Origin of the sequence: Sulfuriferula sp. GW1 (assembly GCF_047300855.1) — a bacterium.
In the GTDB taxonomy this organism is placed as follows: Bacteria; Pseudomonadota; Gammaproteobacteria; order Burkholderiales; family Sulfuriferulaceae; genus Sulfuriferula.
Genome location: NZ_CP170197.1, coordinates 1,904,163 through 1,920,814 on the forward strand (window position 1 = coordinate 1,904,163; position 16,652 = coordinate 1,920,814).

Genomic DNA, 16,652 nt, shown 5'->3' on the forward strand with positions numbered 1-16,652 from the left:
TTGGGCGAAGATAGATAGTTTTTATGAGCGATGCATGGAAACATCTTGATCTTGAGGGTGAAGGTCTACAAAGCGCGAACCTGCGACTGGTGCAGTTAATGAAACGCCGTTCCAAGTCTTACGGCCTGCTGGCATTGTTTCCGTTCGGCCTGCATCGGGCTTACCTGGAAGATGTTCGGGGTGCCTGGGTTTATCGCATTGCAAGCATTGCGGCGTTGATGACATGGTGGTTCGGCCCAGGTTGGGCTGCGCTGGTCATTGTTGTGCTTATCGCAGGCTTTGCGGTTTATGATATCCGCTGGATTGATGATCGCGTAGCCACCCTTAATAAAGCGCTGCGCATGCAAGTTTATAAAAGCAGATCGAGCGCAGCGGCACCCAAAGGATTCCGTGGGCGCTATACGGACGATGACCTCGATGACTATCTCAAGGTAAAGGAGCAGGAACGGGGCGGCCACGTTTTGCCTGGCAAGGATCCAGCTCTCAATAGCCGTAGCCGCGCACCTTCCTTTGCCGAGCAGGAAGCCATGCTTAAAGCGCTGGTGAAGTCCAAGCAAAACAACAAATCGCAGTGATGCCGGAAGTCATATACCCGGAAACATTGCTGCATCTTACACTGACTATTCACCACAATATGATGCTCGCATGAAACTGGGCTTTTACATCATTCTCTGCGCGCAGTTTTTGTCTGCGCTAGCCGATAACGCTCTGCTATTTGCCGCCATTGCCCTGCTTCAGGATTTGAGTGCTCCATCCTGGCACACGCCGGTGTTGCAGGAATTCTTTGTGGTTTCGTATATTTTGCTGGCACCTTTTGTCGGCGCATTCGCGGATGCACTACCCAAAGGCCGTGTCATGTTCATCAGTAACAACATCAAGCTGATCGGTTGTATTGCCATGTTGGCAGGATTGAATCCATTGTACGCCTACGGCATCGTCGGCTTCGGCGCTGCGGCTTATTCTCCCGCAAAATACGGCATCCTCACTGAATATCTTCCTCCAGCAAAGCTGGTCGCCGCCAATGCCTGGATGGAAGGCGCCACCGTAGCGGCCATCGTGCTCGGTGCCATTCTGGGTGGACTGATGCTCAATTCCGATATTTCCGAGAACATTCTTCTGCATCTGCCTTTTCTGGGCGACATCAGTGTTGCCAAGCTTGCCATTGTGCTGATTACGCTGCTATATATCGCAGCTGCGCTGGCTAATCTGTTCATTCCCTGTATCGCCATGGACCATCGCCCTCCGAAGCGCAATCCGTTGTTTTTGCTGCATGACTTCTGGCACAGCTTCAAGTTGCTCTGGCGCGACCCCCTGGGTCAGGTCACGCTGGCTGTCACCACGCTGTTCTGGGGCGCAGGGGCCACCTTGCGTCTGGTTATCCTCACCTGGGCCGGGCTGGTACTCAAATACGATATGCAACAGGCTACCCAGCTCACCGCCGTTGTAGCAGTGGGTATCGCCATCGGCTCAGTACTGGCAGGACGTTACATCAAGCTGCAGGATTCAATCAAGGTGCTTCCAGCAGGGATCGTAATGGGCCTGGTCGTGATCGGCATGATGTTTGTCAGCGACCCGCTCATCGCAGCCGGGCTGCTGATGGTAATCGGCGGACTGGGTGGATTTTTCGTGGTGCCGATGAATGCCCTGTTACAACATCGCGGCCACTTGCTGATGGGTGCGGGCCACTCCATCGCCGTCCAGAATTTCAACGAAAACCTCTCTATTCTCGTTCTACTTGGTTTCTATGCACTGATGGATTGGGCTGGCTGGCCAATGGACTGGATCATTATTGCGTTTGGCAGCTTTATCAGCCTGTCGATGCTGACGATTCAAATACGCTTTCGCCGCATCGGAGGAGTCCAGCACATATAAGCGTAGCGAAGTGGTCTGGATTACGGGTGGCTCACTGCGACGAACACGCCATCTAGCCGGAGTGTTTCAGAAAAAACCTCAACTTCATCTCTCCCGCTTCAACCAGGTCATTTTCCTTTAGCAGAAATGGTCGGAACCCGACGGATTTTCCATTTACCCTGGGATGTTTTTTGCCTTCTACATGAGTCACATAATAGCCATGCGGGCGACGCGAAATCATAACGACCTGAATCCCGGGCTGACCAAATGTTTTCAGTGGACGGCTAATCAATATTTCTTCCTCGGGATCCTGCCCTTTCAGGTTTTTCACGCCGCCTAGCGGGAAACTGGTTTTTACCGAACGCGCAGAAAATACCGCTGTTGCCAATGGCGGCCTGGTTTGTGGTGTCACGTGTGCGGGCAGCGCGTTCACTTCCAATTGCTGCGCTTTCATAATCATCGTCTTGTCGAAATCCATATCCGACGTTGCACGTTGATTGACATATTTCAACTGGTAGCCGCTCAATTCGAGCACATCATTATTCTGCAGAATATGCTTGGTGATTTTTTCTCCATTGATCGAAATACCATTTGTGCTATCTGCATCTTCTAGGACATGATCATTGCCAATGGCGATGATCACTGCGTGCAAATGGCTGACTCCCGGCGCGTCCAGACAAATGTCGTTATCCGATTTTCGTCCAATCACAAACCGCGCCTTGTCGAGAAAATAATGTCCCTTGACGATCCCCTCGTAACTGACCACCAATTTCGCCATAGCGTACTGATCCTAAAATGATTTCAACCAATTAAACAATCTGTCCATGAGGCCACGCTCCTCTGCTTCGCCTGCCCTTACTTTGGCAATCAGCACCGAAATATTGTCATGACCGCCATTATCGTTGGCCATCTGTATCAGCTGAGTTGCTGTAAGGGGAAGATTGGTACGCAATTCACTCACCGCCAGTTCAATGTCTGCGTCGTCCACCATGTCATTCAAACCATCTGAACATAGCAAATAAATATCGTTTATCTGAACATTGTCTTCGTAGACATCCACGTCGACAGTGGCTTCGACGCCTAGTGCTCGTGAAACAAGGTTACGGTTATGGGAAAGCTTGGCATCATCGGATGAAATCAAGCCCATTTCCAGTTGATCCTGGAGCAAAGAATGGTCGGTCGTCAACAATTCAAAACGCCCCTGACGCAAGCGATAGAGACGTGAATCGCCTACATGGGCAATGGTCGCCAGGCCATGATGAAATAGAATAAGAACAATGGTTGTCCCCATTCCGGTATATTTATCTTCGGTTCGGGCTGTTTTATAAATGGCCAGATTGGTTTTTTCGATCGCAAATTTAACCGCCATCGATTCACGGGAAAGCTTGGCAGATTGTATCGGCGCTGGTTCCGTGTCATTCAATATTCGTTTCACATAGTCCATCACCAGGCCAGTCGCGATAGAACTCGCCACCTCCCCCGCCTTATACCCCCCCATACCATCGGCCAGCACCAGTAATCCAAGTTCCCCGTCCGCAGCAATACTGTCTTCGTTGAATGAGCGGATGAGGCCCGCATCTGTGGCGCTGGCGATCTCTAGTTGAAAAGGGCTGCGCGCAGTCATATGAATATCGACTCCTGTTTTTATGATTTGAGGCCGGACAATTAAGTATCCATCTACGTCTTCTATCCCGAATTCTGAAGGGTTTGAGAGCAATTAATTCCTTCAATTGCCTTCATAAATAAGTAATACAAACCGTAACCTGTAGGGAATGTTTAAAATTCATTAAAGATATCTGCACCGTGGCCGTTCTTACCGCAATGGAGAAAATTGATTGGGATATTTCCCTCGCAATTACGTTTCGACCTCATGGTTTTTTAATTCAATCGCAACATCCCATGGCAACGCACAAATCAAACGAAAAACTAGGCCGTTACGAAATTCTTTCTGAGTTGGGTCAAGGCGCTATGGGCGTCGTTTACAAAGCAATCGACCCGCTCATCGATCGTACTGTTGCCATTAAGACCATCAATCTTGATCTTTCTAAAGACGAACTTGCGAATTTCGAGGAACGCTTCTACAGGGAAGCCAAATCCGCTGGCCGCCTCAATCATCCGAATATAGTTACCATCTATGATGTAGGTAAAACAGGCAATGTCGCTTATATGGCGATGGAATTTTTAGAAGGCCAATCCTTAAAAGAAATTCTGGATGTGCATACCGCGCTGTCCGTCGATCAGATTGCCAATATCGCGGCACAGGTTGCGCATGCTTTGGAATATGCGCATAAAAATGGTGTAGTCCACCGCGACATAAAACCGGCCAATATCATGCTGGTACACGGCGGCATGGCCAAAATCACCGATTTTGGGATCGCGCAAATGCCCACCGGCTCCAAAACGCTTGCAGGCACCGTCTTGGGCTCGCCAAAATACATGGCGCCAGAACAGGTACTGGGCACGGAAGTTGATGGTCGCGCAGATTTGTTTTCACTGGGTGTGGTGCTCTACGAGATGTTGACGGGTGAGTCCCCTTTCAACGGCGATAACATCAACTCCACCATGTATCGCATCGTTAATGAGACACCCGCCCCCCCCACAACAATCGTTCCGCGCATTCCGGCTGCGTTTAATCTTATTGTCGCCAAGGCTCTGGCCAAAAACCCGGACGAGCGATACCAAACCGCAAAAGACCTGGCATACGATCTACGGCACTACAAAGACAATGGGTCAACATCCACGACTACGGAACCCGACCAAGCCAAAACCGCGAAACGCCAGCCAAGGCCAAAAAATGACGTGGGTGAGGCCACTGTTTTGCTGAGCCCTGCTTCCGCTCAGCTAATCAACAAAAGAGCGATTTCTGGAAACGCAAGGGCAATGCAAGCAAAGACAAATGCCAATGGTTTTTTTGACTGGCAAAACAAAAATTCTCTGATTGCAGTGATCATGATTTTGCTGCTTATTTTTACCTTTCTCGTTTTGCGTGGCAGATCCACGCATCAAGAAGAAAAAGTGGCTCTATCTAAACCAGTCGTTCCCCCTGCAGCGCCCGGCCCCTCACCTGGCGTGGCCGCGCCGAAAATAGAAGTGGCGGTGAATGACAATTCTCTGAATAGTGAATTATTAAAAACAGAGCCCATTGCCCCTCAACCCAAAATTCTGCGTGACCCGGCAAAGACGCCAAGAAATGCCGAACCTCATAAATCGCTGAAGCACGAGATCGTGCAGACCGAGGCAGCCACAAGTGTGCCTCTTGTTTCTGAGCCAACGGGTGAGGCGCTACTCAGTTTTGCGATCACTCCATGGGGCGAAGTTTATATAGACGGAAAAAAGATAGGCGCAGCCCCTCCGCTTAAAGAGTTAAAAATACCAGCAGGCAGGCATACTATTGAGATCAGAAACACGGATTTCCCAGCTTATTCCAAGGTCGTCGACTTGCAGGCTGATTCGACAAAGAAAATCAAATACATTTTTAAATAGAGGTTTCCCGTGTCCATACGATTACTGTTCAGTCTTTTGCTTGCCGCATTTCTTGCAAGTGCCTGTTCATCCACTCCCATTCGAGATATCGGGCTGGACAAGTTCGCACCGCGCAAAGCGGAGCAGGAACTTTCTGCAGGTTTGAAAGAATACGAAAACGGGCATTACCAGACCGCTGCAAAAAGTCTTCAAAATGCCCTGAATGATGAGCTGGCTTTCAAGAAAGACCGGGTAACGGCGCACAAGTATCTGGCGTTCATCTACTGCGTATCGGACAAGAAAAAACAGTGCCGGGAACAGTTCAAGGAAGCAATGGAGATCGATTCCGACTTTGAACTGAGCCCTTCGGAAGCAGGTCATCCCATTTGGGGCCCCGTGTTCCGGGAAGCGCAGGCGGAACAGCGCCGCCATAAAAGATAAAGTACGAACCGGGAACGGCTATTCCGTACGCTCGTACATTTTCAGATAAGCCGTTTTATCCAGCGGCGGCAGTTTCGCCACTGCCAGGATGTCTTCCAGGTGTACTGGCGTACTGACCCCTACCAGCGTAGTGCCTACTCCCGGCGTGGAACGGTTGAATTGTATGGCACGCTGCGCGTCATTCTCAAGCATGGGCATAGCCTGGGTCACAGCATCCATGGCCTGGCTGGCGAGATGCCCCTTGAATAGCGTGTGACTCGCCATAAGATAGACACCGAGCTGATGTGCGGCCTGGATGGTTGAACCGACATTGCCCTGGCCGGTAGTCTGACTGAAACGTGTGAAGCCTTCCTGCATGACCTGGTTGAACGGCATTTGCACTACCTTGAACTGGTGCTTGGCCTGGTCATCTTTCCAGATCGCACGCGCGGCTTTTTCAGCATGGCCCTGCATGGAGGTAATGGACTGGAACAGCGGATTGTCGGTTTCAACGCGAAAGCCATTGAAGGTCGAAATGCCGTAATAACGCAGCTTTTTGTCCTTGACCGCCTGCTCCAGCACCATGAATACTTTTTCCAGCTTGCGGTTGAGCTGATCCTTGCCAATGACCGGAATATGGACTTCAGGCTGGTCGATCAGGAAAGCGTCGAGGGTTTCCACACCCATCAACTGGCGAGACAGTTCCAGCTGGAAACCGATGTATTCCGGGCTGATGCAGTGTGCCTGGGTGAGATCTTCCACGCGCCCCAAGCCTTTCGCCACGATCTCGCTGTGGAACCAGGCCTGCAGGTCTTGCGGTGGCCCCTCGCGGAAACTCAGGAAGCCGCCTTTGGATACCAGAAACATCTGCTCGCGCTTGACCCCCGCCTCCAGCGCTTTTTTCACGCCTGCACCCACCGCGGCCGGGGAACGCCCATAACGATAGTGCGCACCGGTATCCACCACGTTGATGCCGTTGCTCAGCGCTCGCGCAATGATTTCGGCGTAGTGCGCGTCCACCTGGTCGGTCGGCGCACCCGGAAACGTGCCCATGCCGATGGAAGACAGGCGCAGGTGGACATTGAGAAAGTCGCTGTAATGACCTTCTGCGCAATCCTTGCCGAAACTGGCTACATATTGCTTGCTGGCCATCATGGTGCAGTGGCCCGGGATAAGGGATATGGTCATGTATTTTTCAGATAAGGATGTTGCTGAATTTGTTCGATCAAGGCATGAATTTCCGGACGCACCGCGCGGCTTTCGAGCCGGTCCAGGCGGGAGACGAAAAGCTGCTCGAAGTAGTCCTCGTCTTCGTCCAGATCCCATCCCGCCGCACGCAGTGCCTGCGCTCCGGCAGCGGGTATGGCTTCTGCCAGATCGCGTCCGGACAGTAGCGCCCACAGCCCGGTCCAGGCGCGCGCCAGCACCAGCGGATGATACCCGCCGCCGCCCGTCACCAGCAAGCGCGGGGTACCATCGGCATGGCAAGGCGAGGTTTCCAGAATAGTCCGGGCAGTCTCCAGAAAACATTGTGTGGAAAGCCCGAGCTTGCCCAGCGGATCAGCGAAGATCATGTCGGTGCCCGCCTGCAATACCACCGCGTCGGGCTTGAACTGGTCCAGCAAGGGCTGCCACACGGCCTCGAACAACAAACGGTATTCGGCGTCATGCGTGTTCCGGGGCAGCGGCACATTCAGGCTGGTATAGCCGGATTCGGCCGTACCCGCGTCGGCCAGTTGCCCGCCGCTGAAGGGATAGGCGTAGCCGGTATCCATGTGCAGTGACAAGGTAAACACCTCCGGGTCGTCGAGGAAGGCCGCTTCTACGCCGTCGCCATGATGGGCGTCGATATCCACATAGAGCACGCGCCAGCCCTCGCGGCGCAACCGCACAATGCCCAGCACCGGATCGTTGAAATAGCAGAATCCCAGCGCCCGGTCCGGACGCGAATGATGCATGCCGCCCGCCGGATTGAAACCGATGCGGCCGCGGATGACCTCCTCCGCTGCCTGTACGGATGCGCCGGTCGCTGTGGCAGGAATCGTGAAAAACTGTTCGAAGTAAGGATTTTCCAATGTGCCGAGATTGTGCTGCTTGCGCACTGGATTGCTGACACGCCCCAATGCCTCGGCGCGTTTGAAAGCGGAAACATATTCTGGCGTGTGGAACCACTCCAGTTCGAAATCCGCCGCTTTGCGCGCCTGCACGAATTCCGCGTTAGTGAGCGCACCATAGCTGTTGATCAGATCATAGGTCAGCGAAACGCGCGGGATCGCCAGCGGGTGATTACTGCCGTAGGTCTTGCGCCGGTATTTGGCAGCGCCGATGAAGCTGGCTTTACGGGTAGGCAGGGGGGTCATTTTCGTAACCGCAGGTAAATTTCCGGCAATTTTTTGGGCAGGTCATTGATGTGATCCAGCACCACGTAATGCCCCGGCCCGAAAATCTGCGGCAGGTACTGACTGCCGGCGGCATCCAGGGTGATGCAGAACGGATGTACGCCCGCATCCACCGCTTCTTTCACCGCCATGCGCGTGTCCTCGTGCAGATAACGCTCGTCACCGCCGTCATCATAGTCCGCCGGGCGCCCATCGGACAGGATCAGCAACAAACGGCGTTGCGACGGCGCACGGTCGAAACCTTTCACCGCATGGCGGATGGCTGCGCCCATGCGCGTGGCAAGCCGTCCCGACAGGCCACCCAGCACGGCGCGCGCATGTGGGGTCAGGCGCTGGTCGAAACCCTTGATGCTGTAATAACTGACATTGTCGCGATACTTCGAGGCAAACCCGGCCAGACTATACGGATCGCCCACCTCTTCCATGCTCTCGGCGAACAGCAGCATGCCGGCCCGGATGTGATCCACTACGCGTCCGCCGCCTTCGCTGGGCTGCATGATCGAGGTGGAGATATCAGCCAGCAGGGTGACCGCCGTATCGCGGTGCTGCATCACTCTCTGCCGGTAAATATTGGCCTTGGGCGACATGCCGGCGCGCTTTTCGGCGATATAGCCAATGGCCGCTTCCAGATCCAGTTCATCGCCGTCGAACTGGCGCCGCAGCGGTGCCATGCGCGCCGGCTTCTGCGTTTGAATGGCGCGCTTCAGGCGCTTCAATGCCGGTGCATATTGCGTGAGCAACCTGGTCGCCTCGTTGGCATCCAGTTCGGACAGCTCTTTTTCCTGCACCCATGCCCAGTTGCGCTTGTAGCGTCCGTCGCGGTAATCCCATTCGGCGTAGGGTTTGCCCTTCTCGCTGTATTCCGCGCCACGCGCATGGCCGGTCACGTGGGCAGGCTGCGGGATGCCGACGCCGACGCGACCGCCCGAGCCACTCGTCTCCTCGGGTGGAATGTCGAAATCCGGGTCTTCGCCGGCAGCCTGCTTGGGGGTTTCGCGTTTTTCCGGGTTGGGCTTGATCTCGGTATGCTTGACCGCATCGTCCTGGTCTTCGGTACCGGTGCCGAATTCGGCGTGATCCAGTTCGCGGCGTGGATACACCGGGCGCGCGGCATTGGGTGAGCGGCCCGGCAGGTAAGCATGTTCGCGTTCGGCCAGCGTCATCGGCGGCAAATTGGTATCCGCATAAAGCAGATTGGCAATGCGGAACGCGTCAACTATCGTGGCCGATTCATTCAGCAGGGGTCGCCATGATTCCATTTCAGCCTGTTGCGGCGCACCTGAAGCAATCCAGCGCAGCGTTTGCCTGGCCAGCTCAAAATATACAGCGGCAGCGCCAGCAGGCAGCGTTGCTGCCTCCGCGGCTGCCAGCAATCGCGCCAGATAATTCGGTACGCGCGTGCCAATGCGCGTATCCACGCGCAAGTCTTCACACAAATCAAAAATCAGCTGAAAGCGGATCATGTCCTCGCCAAAGGCTGCGAACAAGGGTCGCCAGGTGATGCGCTTGTCCGCGTCCAGGGGCGGGTGTTCGCGCCCGACTTCGTGGAACAGCGCCTCGATATAACGCCGTTCGAAGGAGTGGAACGTCAGATGTCCGGCGCCATGCAACAGCGCCAGGATGGCTTCCTCACGGCTGGGCAAGGCAATGGGCAAATACAGCGCTGCGCCGTCGGTTTCGACAAAGGCGCGGCCCTTATCCGGCGACCAGTTGCCGTCCAGCAGATCAAAATTCTCGCCAAACCAGGCATACAGAATCAGTTGTAATAAGCGTTGGTGCTCGGGCGTACGAAAACCGGGCAGATTCTCCAACAGCATACCCATGCTTTCTTCCGATTCCAGCTTGAAGAATGCTTCGCCGCGCAGCCGCCCCGCCTGCAGAATGTCCGCACCGCGCTTGGCCCAAGGTTGTACCGCTTCCACACCGAGCAGATTGCGCACCCGGATTGCGCCGGGAAGATAGGTGGCAAGTGCCAGACGGCGCTGGCTGAACAGGCTCTCTGCCGGTAACACCAGTTCTTCCACGCCGGCGATGCCGTGCGTCGCAGCCAGTTCGGCAACCGGGCAGCGGAAATAAGCCGCACCCGATTCCAGATGACGTCCGCACCAGGCAATACCCAGCTCTGCCCAGCGCGCTTCACCTGCGCTGCCCAGAATACGGTAGGCGTCGGGCAACTGGCCCATGAATCCATCCAGCGCTTTCCAGGAACCGCGCCACTGTAAAAAGCACAGTGCCTGATGCATCCATGGCAGCACCGTGTGGCCTGCCTCCAGCGCTGCACGACTGCCGCGAATGAAGGCCTTTCCGGCATCACGATCGTGTTGAAACAAGGCTTTGCAGGCACGCACCCATTCCAGCGCGATTTCATCGCCTTGACTCTGGATGGCGTCCAGCGTTTCCCTGGTATCGCGGTGTGCCACGAAGCTGATCTGCTCCAGATCAACCAGCTCCTGCTGGATAGCGGCAAGAATTTCCAGTTGGGTCATCAACTCAAATCAAGCAGCAAAATGCGCCTTGATGATTTCCATCAGTGCCTCGGCCAGTTCCGGGTCGTCCGTCACCGGATTGACCAGTGCGGCCTTGCACGCTTCCACCGGCTCGATGCCCGCAACCATCATGTTGCCGGCATACACCAGCGCGCGCGTAGAGGTCGCTTCTTCCAGTCCGTGGTCTTTCAGGGTACGCGCGCGGCGACCCGCAGCAACCAGTTTTTCGACTTGGGTTGTGTCCAGTTCCGGCACTTCGTTCTGGATGATCTTGCGTTCAATTTCTTCACGCGGATAATCGAAATTGATACCGATAAAGCGTTGCTTGGTGGACGGCTTGAGATCTTTCAGTACGGTCTGGTAGCCGGGATTGTAGGAAATCACCAGCATGAAGTCCTCGTGCGCTTCGATTTCCTGGCCTTTCTTTTCCAGCGGCAACTGGCGCCGGTGGTCGGTGAGCGGATGGATGATCACCGTGCTGTCGGTGCGCGCCTCGACAATCTCGTCAAGGTAACAGATGGCTCCGGCTTTCACCGCGCGCGTGAGCGGGCCGTCCTGCCACACGGTGGCTTCACCTTCGAGCAAAAAGCGACCCACCAGATCGGAACTGGTCAGGTCTTCATGGCAGGAAACGGTCACCAGCGGGCGCTTCAGACGCCATGCCATGTATTCCAGAAACCGCGTCTTGCCGCAGCCGGTGGGACCTTTCAGCATCACCGGCAGGCGTTTTTTGTAGGCAGCCTCGAAAATTTCGACTTCATTTTTCTGCGCTTCGTAATAGGGTGCTCCAGCTTCATCTTCCACCGGCTGCTGAATAATGTCGCGCTCAACCCCGCGCAAACGGTTCAAAAATCCTTTCATGCCATCTCCAGTCGATCTTCACGCATGCAGCGTGTTTTCATGAATAAATACAGGTGGCGCAGCGTGCGCACGGCCATTTTTTCCGGATTTTTCGGCAAGGCATCGAAGCGTTCCATGGCAATGCAGTTATGGTAATAAACCAGCTCGCGACAGTTGTCGCGGATGGTGTTCCAAGATGGGTCGCTTTTTACCAGCGCCTTGAATACGTCGAGCAGATCATCCGCTTGATCTGGTAGTGTTTTCTCACCCACATCGGCGATATAGGCAATGATGAGCTGCTTGGTCAGCGCCATTGCATGCTCGACCGTCTCCGGCAGAGGCAATGAGCCGCGTTCGTTGAGGATGCGTTCCAGATCGACGATTTGTCCGTCCACCTGCTCGAATGTTTGTATCAATGCGGTGTGATCCATTTGCTTACTAGACCGGTCAGGAGTTTAAGAATAAAATTAGTAAATTGTGAAATACGCAATACCTGATTATTTTACTCAACTTTATTAAATTATGGAATGCTGATATGAAAAAGCTGGTCAAGCTCGTCAAGGTCAACAACCTGCAGTACAACGCAAACCGCGATCCGGAAGTGTACCGCCGCAGCATCAACGAGAATTTCCGCATCCAGGCTTTGATTGATGGCAGCGGCGCGGTCAAATGCAAACTTCTGGATGTGACCGGCAAAGCGTTGAATGAGCAAACCGTCAATGCGCCAGGCGCCTACACTCATGAAATTTCATTCGCCACCCCCGGCGTACGCGTGGTGACGTTGTTGGTGGAAGGAAATGGTGAAAAGTTCACGCAAGACTTGCGTCTGGATGTGATGGAACACGCCTGGATCGGTTAAATCTCGATCAGTAAAACTTTCAAGTCAGCGTTACTCCAAACAGCCCGCAAATTGCGGGCTGTTTGTTTATGGACTAGCGCTTTACCACAACCGGCCGATTATCCAGTTCGTTACGTTTTCTGCCTTGCGCGGGATAATGCCGTTGTAGCAGATCCCCTACCGCCGCCACCCCCTGCAACGCCGCAGCCTCATATTGCCCCTGCCGCAACAGCACCTCCATGGCACGACAAACGGCCTCCCATTCCCCCGCAGCAATAAGCCCGTGTATACCCCGGTCGGCGACAATCTCCACATCGTGGTCGGCCAACAGCAGATATATCAGCACGCCGTTGTTGTGTTCTGTATCCCATACGCGCAGATCGGAGAAAACATTCACGGCCCGCTCGCGTGCAGACATGCCTTGCCATAGTTCGCCAATATCCAGCGCGCCTTCCACGGCAAAGCACAGTTCACCGTAATGGTGCTGCTCGGAGCCATGTATGGCGGACTCGATCGCACGCATAGTGTGCGCGGGAAAAGCGAGATGCACGCGCCACGGAAAATGCAGAAGATGTTTGAACACGCGCATCAGGTTCATCTCACCATCTCCCCGACGCGCCGCCGCCGCCAAAGCCGCCGCCTCCGCCACCGAATCCACCCGAGCCGCCGCCAAAACCACCTCCACCGAATCCACCGCCGCCAAAACCGCCGCCGCGCCCCAGGTTGATTCCGGAAAATACCGCAAAGAACACCAGCACACCCGCCAGGGACGCCATCAGCGCCGAGCCCAGCACCAGCCAGCCCAGACCTCCTACAGCCGCCGCAGCCATGCCCGAACCCAGAAATCGCCCGAATATTGAACGCAGCACCTGGCCAATGAAAGTGGCGCCTATGACAGCGATGAACAGCATACCGAGTGGATCACTGCTGCTGTTTTGGGCTTTGGCTTTGACCGGCGGCAATGGCTCTCCATTTATCAACTTGATGAGCTGATCCACCCCCGCCTGGATTCCGCCAGCGAAATCATCCTGTTTAAAATGCGGCACGATGGTCTCGGCGATGACGCGTTTGGCAATCGCATCCGGAATCACGCCCTCCAGGCCATAACCCACTTCGATGCGCAAAGCATGATCGTTTTTGGCGACCAGCAGGATCACTCCGTCATCCACGCCCTTGCGTCCCAGTTTCCAAGCCTCGGCCACGCGTATGCCGTATTGTTCGATCGCTTCTGGTGCTGTGGTGGGTACAATCAGCACTGCAAGCTGACTACCCTTGTGTTGCTCGAAATCCGCCAGTTGCTGCTCCAGGCCGGCTACCTGAGCTGAAGTGAGCGTATTGGTGAGATCGGTGACATGCGCCTTAAGTGCAGGCACCGCCACCTCAGCCAGCACCGGACCAGCAGCCCCTATACACAGCAGGGCTACCAGTATGGCAAGGCAACGTTTCATATTGAGGCTAATGCGCCGGCGCCGGTGCGGCGGGCGCGCCAAAATCGACTTTTGGCGCTTTGGAAATTTCCTTCTCGTTTTCCAGCGTAAAGCTGGGCTTGACCTTGTAGCCCAGTACCATGGCAGTGAGATTGCTGGGGAAACTGCGCACCGTATTGTTGTATTCCTGCACCGCATCGATGTAACGCTTGCGCGCGACGGTAATGCGATTTTCGGTACCTTCCAGTTGCGCCTGAAGATCACGGAATACACCGTCCGCCTTGAGCTGCGGGTAATTTTCTGCAACCAGCATCAGGCGTCCCAGAGAATTGCTCATGTCGTGTTGCGCGGCCTGGAACTTGGCAAAAGCTGCGGGATCATTGATCAGCTCAGGCGTGGCTTGAATCTGTCCGACGCGGGCGCGCGCCTCGGTCACTTGCGTGAACACATCTTTTTCATGGGCCGCATAGCCCTTTACGACATTGACCAGATTGGGCACCAGATCGGCACGGCGCTGGTACTGATTGAGTACTTCAGCCCAACTGGCCTTGATCTGTTCATCGGTAGTCTGAAATGTGTTGTAGCCGCAGCCGCTCAGACTCAGCGTCAGCAACAGCATGAGTGACATCATCCAGTTACGCATTGCGGTTTCTCCTTGATTGAATTCGTTGATCTAGATTGTGACGGCCTGTTGCTTTAGCAAGCCCTGCATCGTTGCAACCGCCAGACACAGGTCTTCCCATGCGCGCGCCTTGTCCGGCAAATTGCGCAGCAGATACGCCGGATGATACGTCACGATCATCGGAATATCCTGATACTGATGCAATTTCCCGCGCAGGCTACCGATACTGGCGTCAGTAGCCAGTAGCGAGTGTGCAGCGAAACGGCCGAGCGCAACGATGATTTTCGGCTGGATCAATTGAACCTGACGCTCCAGATAAGGCAGGCAAGCGGCAATTTCCTCAGGCTTGGGGTTACGATTCCCAGGCGGCCGCGATTTCAATATGTTGGCGATGTATACATTAGCGCCGCGCTTCAGGTGGATAGACGCCAGCATGGCATCGAGCAGTTTGCCTGCGGCTCCAACGAAAGGCTCGCCCTGGACATCTTCTTCAGCACCGGGCGCCTCTCCCACGAACAACCAGTCGGCATGAACATCCCCTGCACCCAGCACGCCCTGAGTACGGGTCATATGCAACGGGCAGGCAGTGCAGTTTGCCACCGCTTGCCTGAGCATTTCCCAGTCCATCTGACTGATGTCCACAGCGCCGCCGGAAGTTGACGACGCATGCCTGGCTACTCTTGCATCCCGCAGCTTCCAGCGTGGCGCAAGCTCCAGTTCATGCAGCACAATGTCACGCATGTTTTTTCATATCCAGCAGCATGATCACGGCATCTTCCCGACCTTGGCGAGCAGGATAATAGGCTTTGCGCATCGCCACATATTCGAACCCCAGCTTATGATAAAGACGCCGCGCCACGATATTGGAGGGGCGTACTTCCAGGTACATGGTCTCGGCGTGATAATCGCGCGCAACTTCTATCAAATATTGCATGAAGGCTCGGCCCCAGCCCCGGCCCTGCCACTCAAGCCCAATCGTGACATTCAACAAATGGGCTTCCCCCGCTGCCAGCATCAACACAGCGTAACCCACGATGAATTGATTATGCTGACATACCCAGCAGCTGTAGCCGGATTGCAGCGAATCGAGGAAATTGCCGCGCGTCCATGGAAATGGGTAAACCCCATGCTCCATCGCTATTACTACGTCGATGTCATCGTCCCGCATCGGGCGAAAAGATGGCTGAGTGTGCAGCAGAGAGCTCATCGTTCGCAAATTTTCAAAGCGACCTTGTCGCGAATATACAGTGGCGCAGCCAGTTCCGCTGCCATGCCCTGTCCCGCCTTGATGTGCGGCGCGGCCAAACGAGCAATCTCGCGCGCGTGCGGGTACAGTTCCGGGCGGATATTGACCAGCGCGTCAGCATAACGTGCTTGCAGCGCCTCAGCGTAGGCTTTAAATCCACTGCCACACCCACACCAGTCCACGCCCGCTACTGCGGGCACCTGTTGTGGCGCACATAACCTTGGCTCGGAATCAGTCACCCAGTCACACTCCTCGCGCCGATAAACGGCATGGTAAACCTCGCCCATGCGGGCATCCAGACAGGCGATTACACGTTCCGCACCACTCGCCTCGGCCAGCGCCAGCAAAGTGCTCACACCCAACACCGGCACATCGGCGCCAAACGCCAGGCCCTGCGCCACTGCACAGGCAATCCGCAGTCCGGTGAACGACCCCGGCCCGGCACCAAATGTTATGCCGTCGAGCTGTGCCAGACCCACTTCCGCTTCTGCAAGCAGATCCTGACACATGGGTAATAATAATTGAGAGTGGGTTTGCCCGGCGTGTATCTCGCGGGAAGTGAGCGTGCCGTCCAGCCACAGCGCAGCCGTACAGTACTCGGTGGATGTATCAAAAGCCAGAATTCTCATCCGGCAATTATAGCGGAGGCTGGCTAACGAATGGGCAGATAGACTTCGAACAAGATACGCTGCCAGGGATTGCGGCTCGGACTTAAACGGCTGATGCGTGCTTCCAGCCGGTTACCTCTATCCAGTAGCCGAGCAACCGCTTCGTTGTCGCGGCGCGGCACATAACCCAGTTTGACGCCATGCCATTCCACCCGCACTGCGCGCGAGTCATAGGCATTGTGCGGCTCGCGCACCAGTTCCAGCCGATCCCCTTCGTGCATTTCTGCCCACACCCGCTTGCCGTCGTAGTACTGAAACCCAGCCAGCGGTGACGCCTGCAACAGGATATGTTCGGAAACCTCGGCAGCGGCGGGCAGCGATAACAGTAAGGCAGCTAGAACCTTCACCCACTGCGCGGCCCATCCGTTCCGTATCATGCTGTGCCTAACGAAT

Annotated in this window: 19 protein-coding genes; 5 read left to right on the forward strand and 14 right to left on the reverse strand. The window is 55.1% G+C overall.

Going from position 1 to position 16,652, the window contains the following annotated elements:
- The first annotated feature begins 23 nt into the window (after nt 1-23).
- Together ACFDAU_RS09345 and lplT are read left to right on the forward strand one after the other, a co-directional pair.
- Nucleotides 24-575 carry a hypothetical protein gene (locus ACFDAU_RS09345; RefSeq protein ID WP_413436662.1) on the forward strand — a complete coding sequence of 184 codons (552 nt, stop codon included), beginning with the start codon at nt 24-26 and terminating at the stop codon, nt 573-575.
- A gap of 70 nt (nt 576-645) precedes the next feature.
- Nucleotides 646-1,872: a lysophospholipid transporter LplT gene (lplT, locus tag ACFDAU_RS09350; RefSeq protein ID WP_413436663.1), complete on the forward strand. Its 1,227-nt coding sequence runs from the start codon at nt 646-648 to the stop codon at nt 1,870-1,872.
- 52 nt (nt 1,873-1,924) lie between these two features.
- Here the strand turns inward: lplT and ACFDAU_RS09355 are convergent, their stop codons facing one another.
- Together ACFDAU_RS09355 and ACFDAU_RS09360 are read right to left on the reverse strand one after the other, a co-directional pair.
- Entirely contained in the window at nt 1,925-2,629 is a 705-nt protein-coding gene (locus ACFDAU_RS09355) for an FHA domain-containing protein (protein WP_413436664.1), read from the reverse strand.
- A gap of 12 nt (nt 2,630-2,641) precedes the next feature.
- Complete coding sequence (locus ACFDAU_RS09360) at nt 2,642-3,475, reverse strand: PP2C family protein-serine/threonine phosphatase (RefSeq protein ID WP_413436665.1); 834 nt, start codon at nt 3,473-3,475, stop codon at nt 2,642-2,644.
- A gap of 179 nt (nt 3,476-3,654) precedes the next feature.
- Between ACFDAU_RS09360 and ACFDAU_RS09365 the strand changes: the two genes are divergently transcribed.
- The gene (locus ACFDAU_RS09365; RefSeq protein WP_413436666.1) at nt 3,655-5,334 is read left to right on the forward strand and encodes a serine/threonine-protein kinase; all 1,680 of its coding nucleotides are present in this window, start codon (nt 3,655-3,657) and stop codon (nt 5,332-5,334) included.
- 36 nt (nt 5,335-5,370) lie between these two features.
- Entirely contained in the window at nt 5,371-5,754 is a 384-nt protein-coding gene (locus ACFDAU_RS09370) for a TssQ family T6SS-associated lipoprotein (RefSeq protein WP_413436667.1), read from the forward strand.
- 18 nt (nt 5,755-5,772) lie between these two features.
- On the opposite strand, the gene ACFDAU_RS09375 is transcribed toward ACFDAU_RS09370, so the two are convergent.
- Genes ACFDAU_RS09375 through ACFDAU_RS09395 form a run of 5 tightly spaced genes read right to left on the reverse strand, consistent with a single transcriptional unit; the run spans nt 5,773 to nt 11,889 of the window.
- Entirely contained in the window at nt 5,773-6,921 is a 1,149-nt protein-coding gene (locus ACFDAU_RS09375) for an aldo/keto reductase (RefSeq protein ID WP_413436668.1), read from the reverse strand.
- Nucleotides 6,918-8,093, reverse strand: coding sequence for an acetoin utilization protein AcuC (locus tag ACFDAU_RS09380; RefSeq protein WP_413436669.1), 1,176 nt, complete (start codon nt 8,091-8,093; stop codon nt 6,918-6,920). The genes ACFDAU_RS09375 and ACFDAU_RS09380 overlap by 4 nt, the downstream gene beginning before the upstream one ends.
- On the reverse strand, nt 8,090-10,618 hold the full coding sequence (locus ACFDAU_RS09385) for a nitric oxide reductase activation protein NorD (RefSeq protein ID WP_413436670.1): 2,529 nt from the start codon (nt 10,616-10,618) through the stop codon (nt 8,090-8,092). Before ACFDAU_RS09385 ends, ACFDAU_RS09380 begins: the two co-directional genes overlap by 4 nt.
- Before the next feature lie 9 nt (nt 10,619-10,627).
- The gene (locus ACFDAU_RS09390; RefSeq protein ID WP_413436671.1) at nt 10,628-11,479 is read right to left on the reverse strand and encodes a CbbQ/NirQ/NorQ/GpvN family protein; all 852 of its coding nucleotides are present in this window, start codon (nt 11,477-11,479) and stop codon (nt 10,628-10,630) included.
- Nucleotides 11,476-11,889, reverse strand: coding sequence for a hypothetical protein (locus tag ACFDAU_RS09395; protein WP_413436672.1), 414 nt, complete (start codon nt 11,887-11,889; stop codon nt 11,476-11,478). Before ACFDAU_RS09395 ends, ACFDAU_RS09390 begins: the two co-directional genes overlap by 4 nt.
- 104 nt (nt 11,890-11,993) lie before the next feature.
- Here ACFDAU_RS09395 and ACFDAU_RS09400 point away from each other — a divergent pair, with 104 nt between their 5' ends.
- Nucleotides 11,994-12,317, forward strand: coding sequence for a hypothetical protein (locus ACFDAU_RS09400; RefSeq protein ID WP_413436673.1), 324 nt, complete (start codon nt 11,994-11,996; stop codon nt 12,315-12,317).
- 73 nt (nt 12,318-12,390) lie between these two features.
- On the opposite strand, the gene ACFDAU_RS09405 is transcribed toward ACFDAU_RS09400, so the two are convergent.
- From ACFDAU_RS09405 to ACFDAU_RS09435, 7 genes are read right to left on the reverse strand one after another with little or no spacing between them, the layout of a single operon-like run.
- Entirely contained in the window at nt 12,391-12,894 is a 504-nt protein-coding gene (locus ACFDAU_RS09405) for a TPM domain-containing protein (protein ID WP_413436674.1), read from the reverse strand.
- 1 nt (nt 12,895) lies between these two features.
- On the reverse strand, nt 12,896-13,744 hold the full coding sequence (locus tag ACFDAU_RS09410) for a TPM domain-containing protein (protein WP_413436675.1): 849 nt from the start codon (nt 13,742-13,744) through the stop codon (nt 12,896-12,898).
- A 7-nt stretch (nt 13,745-13,751) separates the two neighbouring features.
- Nucleotides 13,752-14,366, reverse strand: a complete 615-nt coding sequence (locus ACFDAU_RS09415; RefSeq protein ID WP_413436676.1) for a LemA family protein — start codon at nt 14,364-14,366, stop codon at nt 13,752-13,754.
- A gap of 30 nt (nt 14,367-14,396) precedes the next feature.
- The gene (locus tag ACFDAU_RS09420; protein ID WP_413436677.1) at nt 14,397-15,086 is read right to left on the reverse strand and encodes a uracil-DNA glycosylase; all 690 of its coding nucleotides are present in this window, start codon (nt 15,084-15,086) and stop codon (nt 14,397-14,399) included.
- Nucleotides 15,079-15,552 carry a ribosomal protein S18-alanine N-acetyltransferase gene (rimI, locus tag ACFDAU_RS09425; RefSeq protein WP_413436678.1) on the reverse strand — a complete coding sequence of 158 codons (474 nt, stop codon included), beginning with the start codon at nt 15,550-15,552 and terminating at the stop codon, nt 15,079-15,081. Before rimI ends, ACFDAU_RS09420 begins: the two co-directional genes overlap by 8 nt.
- Entirely contained in the window at nt 15,549-16,220 is a 672-nt protein-coding gene (gene tsaB, locus ACFDAU_RS09430; protein WP_413436679.1) for a tRNA (adenosine(37)-N6)-threonylcarbamoyltransferase complex dimerization subunit type 1 TsaB, read from the reverse strand. The genes rimI and tsaB overlap by 4 nt, the downstream gene beginning before the upstream one ends.
- Nucleotides 16,221-16,243: 23 nt before the next feature.
- Entirely contained in the window at nt 16,244-16,636 is a 393-nt protein-coding gene (locus ACFDAU_RS09435; protein WP_413436680.1) for an HIRAN domain-containing protein, read from the reverse strand.
- Between the last annotated feature and the right edge of the window lie 16 nt (nt 16,637-16,652).

Coding starts and splice junctions, on each gene's coding strand:
- lplT (WP_413436663.1), top strand. CDS start 646: ATGAAACTGGGCTTTTACATCATTCTCTGCGCGCAGTTTTTGTCTGCG.
- ACFDAU_RS09355 (WP_413436664.1), bottom strand. CDS start 2,629: ATGGCGAAATTGGTGGTCAGTTACGAGGGGATCGTCAAGGGACATTAT.
- ACFDAU_RS09395 (WP_413436672.1), bottom strand. CDS start 11,889: ATGGATCACACCGCATTGATACAAACATTCGAGCAGGTGGACGGACAA.
- ACFDAU_RS09375 (WP_413436668.1), bottom strand. CDS start 6,921: ATGACCATATCCCTTATCCCGGGCCACTGCACCATGATGGCCAGCAAG.
- ACFDAU_RS09385 (WP_413436670.1), bottom strand. CDS start 10,618: ATGACCCAACTGGAAATTCTTGCCGCTATCCAGCAGGAGCTGGTTGAT.
- ACFDAU_RS09415 (WP_413436676.1), bottom strand. CDS start 14,366: ATGCGTAACTGGATGATGTCACTCATGCTGTTGCTGACGCTGAGTCTG.
- ACFDAU_RS09405 (WP_413436674.1), bottom strand. CDS start 12,894: ATGAACCTGATGCGCGTGTTCAAACATCTTCTGCATTTTCCGTGGCGC.
- ACFDAU_RS09380 (WP_413436669.1), bottom strand. CDS start 8,093: ATGACCCCCCTGCCTACCCGTAAAGCCAGCTTCATCGGCGCTGCCAAA.
- ACFDAU_RS09420 (WP_413436677.1), bottom strand. CDS start 15,086: ATGCGTGACATTGTGCTGCATGAACTGGAGCTTGCGCCACGCTGGAAG.
- rimI (WP_413436678.1), bottom strand. CDS start 15,552: ATGAGCTCTCTGCTGCACACTCAGCCATCTTTTCGCCCGATGCGGGAC.
- ACFDAU_RS09435 (WP_413436680.1), bottom strand. CDS start 16,636: ATGATACGGAACGGATGGGCCGCGCAGTGGGTGAAGGTTCTAGCTGCC.
- ACFDAU_RS09400 (WP_413436673.1), top strand. CDS start 11,994: ATGAAAAAGCTGGTCAAGCTCGTCAAGGTCAACAACCTGCAGTACAAC.
- ACFDAU_RS09360 (WP_413436665.1), bottom strand. CDS start 3,475: ATGACTGCGCGCAGCCCTTTTCAACTAGAGATCGCCAGCGCCACAGAT.
- ACFDAU_RS09410 (WP_413436675.1), bottom strand. CDS start 13,744: ATGAAACGTTGCCTTGCCATACTGGTAGCCCTGCTGTGTATAGGGGCT.
- ACFDAU_RS09345 (WP_413436662.1), top strand. CDS start 24: ATGAGCGATGCATGGAAACATCTTGATCTTGAGGGTGAAGGTCTACAA.
- tsaB (WP_413436679.1), bottom strand. CDS start 16,220: ATGAGAATTCTGGCTTTTGATACATCCACCGAGTACTGTACGGCTGCG.
- ACFDAU_RS09390 (WP_413436671.1), bottom strand. CDS start 11,479: ATGAAAGGATTTTTGAACCGTTTGCGCGGGGTTGAGCGCGACATTATT.